The organism is Rhodoferax sp., from assembly GCF_028689305.1.
Taxonomy (GTDB): Bacteria; Pseudomonadota; Gammaproteobacteria; order Burkholderiales; family Burkholderiaceae_C; genus Rhodoferax.
The window spans coordinates 1-3,257 of record NZ_JAQTWM010000168.1 but is presented as its reverse complement, the minus strand read 5'-3'; the positions used below and the strand labels follow the sequence as shown (position 1 = coordinate 3,257).

Genomic DNA, 3,257 nt, shown 5'->3' with positions numbered 1-3,257 from the left:
GCTTCCAGTTTGAATTCCAGCGTGTATTTGCCCCGTGCTTGTCCATCGATTCTTTTGCTCATTTCGGTCTCTCCAATGTCTGAAATTTTCCATCAGCTATGGAGTCCGTTTTTCGGGGGCAAGATCAAGTTGTTCGGGGGTCATGGCGTGTGCACCATGGCCTCCAGCGCCACCGCGCAGTATTTGAACGCGGGGATTTTGGCCACTGGGTCCAGCAGCGGGTTGGTCAGCAGGTTGGCGGCGGCCTCCACAAACGCAAACGGCATGAACACCGCACCGTCCGGTGTGCCTTCGTCACAGCGCAGCATCACTTCAATCTGGCCACGGCGGGTGCGCAGTTGTGCCATGTCACCGGGTTGCAGGCCCAGTCGCGCAAGCTCACGCGCGTTGACGCTGGCCATGGCACTTGGCTCCAGCGCGTCCAGCACATGGCTGCGCCGCGTCATGCTGCCGGTGTGCCAGTGCTCCAGCAGGCGGCCGGTGATCAGCACCAGGGGGTAGTCGGGGTCGGGCTGCTCGTGCTCTGCGGTCAGGGTGGTCGGCACCAGTTGGGCGCGGCCATTGGCGGTGGGAAAGCGGTCGATGAACACGGTGGGCTGGCCAGGGTCGTCCGCTCGTGGGCAGGGGTAGGTGACGCTGCTTTCCTCTTGCAGCCGCTGCCACGACACACCGCCTAGCACGCTGGGCATGGTTTGGCGCATTTCCTCATACACAGCGGCCACACCGTGGTGATCACCCGCGTAATGCCAGTCCAAGTCCATGCGCAGAGCCATTTGCTGGATGATCCACAAGTCGGCACGCGCATCACCGGGCGGGTTGATGGCTTGGCGACCCATTTGGATCATGCGGTCGGTGTTGGACACGCTGCCGGTTTTCTCAGGCCAGGCGGTGGCGGGCAGCACCACGTCAGCTAGCCAAGCGGTTTCGGTCAAAAAGATGTCTTGCACCACCAGGTGCTGGAGCGATGCCAAAGCCTGGCGGGCGTGGTTCAGGTCGGGGTCGCTCATGGCTGGGTTTTCGCCCTGGATGTACATGCCGCGCACCTTGTGCGGGTCGGCATCTGGCGCCAGGGCTTTGTGCATGATTTCCACCACGGTCAGGCCCGGCTCTGAGTCCAGCGGCGTGCCCCAGAAGGTCTCGAACCAGGCATGGGCCTGCGCGTCGCTGACACGCTGGTAGTTGGGGAACATCATGGGCAGCAGGCCGGCATCGCTGGCACCTTGCACGTTGTTTTGGCCGCGCAAGGGGTGCAGGCCACTGCCAGGCTTGCCAATTTGGCCGCAGACCATGCACAGGGCAATCAGGGCGCGCACGTTGTCGGTGCCGTGGGTGTGCTGACTCACGCCCATGCCCCAGAAGATCATGGCGGATTTGGCGTTGGCATAGGCGCGCGCCACTTCGCGGATGGTGGCAGCAGGCATGCCGCACACGGGTGCCATGGCCTCTGGGCTGAAGGACTGCACCGCTGCACGCACGGCCTCTGCGTTGTCCACGCGGTGGGCAATGAAGTCGTGCGCGATCAGGTCTTCGTCAAACACGGTGTAGAGCATGGCGTTGATCAAGGCCACGTCGGTGTCTGGCGTAAAGCGCAGGGTGCGCCAGGCGTGTTTATCCAAATCAGTGCCACGCGGGTCGGCCACCACCAGCTTCAGGCCACGCTGCACGGCATTTTTGATCCAGGTAGCTGCCACCGGGTGGTTGCCAGCGGTGTTGGAGCCGATCACCAGGCAAAAGTCAGCGTGCGCCACGTCGTTGATCTGGTTGCTGACCGCGCCTGATCCCAAGCCTTCAAGCAGCGCGGCCACGCTGCTGGCGTGGCACAGGCGGGTGCAATGGTCGACGTTGTTGCTGCCAAAACCGGTGCGCACCAGTTTCTGGAACAAATAGGCTTCTTCGTTGCTGCCTTTGGCGCTGCCAAACCCGGCCAGCGCTTTGGGGCCATGGCGATCAAGCAGGGCTTTCAAACCGCCTGCGGCAAGGTCCAGCGCCTCGTCCCAGGTGGCGGGGCGAAACACCTGAGCCCAGTCGTCTGGGTTGCGTGACACGTTCACGTCTTTGGGCACATCGCTGCGGCGAATCAGCGGCTGGGTCAAGCGATGGGGGTGGTGGATGTAATCAAAACCATAGCGCCCTTTGACGCACAAACGGCCATGGTTGGCCGGGCCATCGCGCCCGTCTACGCGCACGATGTGGTTGGCCTTGACGTGGTAGGTGAGCTGGCAACCCACGCCGCAGTAGGGGCAAACCGAGTCCACTGTTGTTTCAGCAGCTGGGGGCGCATCGGCTGCAAAAGTGGCCAGCGGCCGGGCGCTGATGGCTCCGGTGGGGCAGGCTTGCACGCATTCACCACAGGCCACGCAGCTGCTGGCTCCCATGGGGTCGGCCAGGTCAAACACAATGCGTGTGTCAGCACCACGCCCAGCCAAGCCAATGACCCCGTTGACCTGTGCTTCGCGGCAGGCGCGCACACAGCGGGTGCACTGGATGCAGGCATCCAGGTTGACCTGCATGGCGGGGTGAGAGTCGTCATGCGCGTGGCACACGCTGGCACGCTGTGCCTGAAACGCCGGTCGAACTGTGACGCCGGCTTGCATGGCCGCTGCGCTGAGCTCGCCATAGTCGCCGCCGCCTGCGGGCAAGTCTGAGAGCATCAGCTCCAGCACCAGCGCACGGTTTTTGACGGCACGTGGGCTGTTGACCTGCACCACCATGCCGGGCTTGACGCTGCGGCTGCAACTGGGCACCAGGTTGCGTTCGCCCTGCACTTCCACCAGACAACTGCGGCAATTGCCCTCGGTGCGCAATCCGTCGCAGGTGCACAGGTGGGGAATGTCCACGCCGCAGTTGGCAGCTGCTTGCAAAATGCTCAAGCCCGGCTGCACCTGGACTTTGCGACCATCCAGCTCAATCGTCACGCCGCTCATAGAGCACCTCCAATTTCATGTGAAAAGTAACGCTGCACACAGCGAATCGGGTGTGGCGCGGCCTGCCCTAGCCCGCAGATTGAGCCCTCGGCCAGCACCTCGGTCAAGTCATCGAGCGCGGCGTTGTCCCACACTGGCGCTTTCATCAACGCTGCTGCGCGCACCGTGCCCACCCGGCATGGCGTGCACTGGCCACAGCTCTCATGGGCAAAAAATTCAAGCGCATTGAGTGCCGCGTCACGGGCGCGGTCGTGCTGGCTGAGCACGATCACCGCGGCAGAACCCATGAAGCAGCCATAGGCTTGCAGCGAGTCAAAGTCCATCGGCAAGTCC

2 protein-coding genes are annotated in these 3,257 nt (G+C 63.2%); both read right to left on the bottom strand.

Going from position 1 to position 3,257, the window contains the following annotated elements:
• Nucleotides 1-140: 140 nt before the first annotated feature.
• Nucleotides 141-2,924, bottom strand: a complete 2,784-nt coding sequence (fdhF, locus tag PHW99_RS18450) for a formate dehydrogenase subunit alpha (RefSeq protein WP_300181209.1) — start codon at nt 2,922-2,924, stop codon at nt 141-143.
• Nucleotides 2,921-3,257 (bottom strand): NADH-ubiquinone oxidoreductase-F iron-sulfur binding region domain-containing protein (locus PHW99_RS18445; protein WP_300181206.1); only part of this gene is annotated, 337 nt, incomplete at its 5' end. The genes fdhF and PHW99_RS18445, both read right to left, overlap by 4 nt.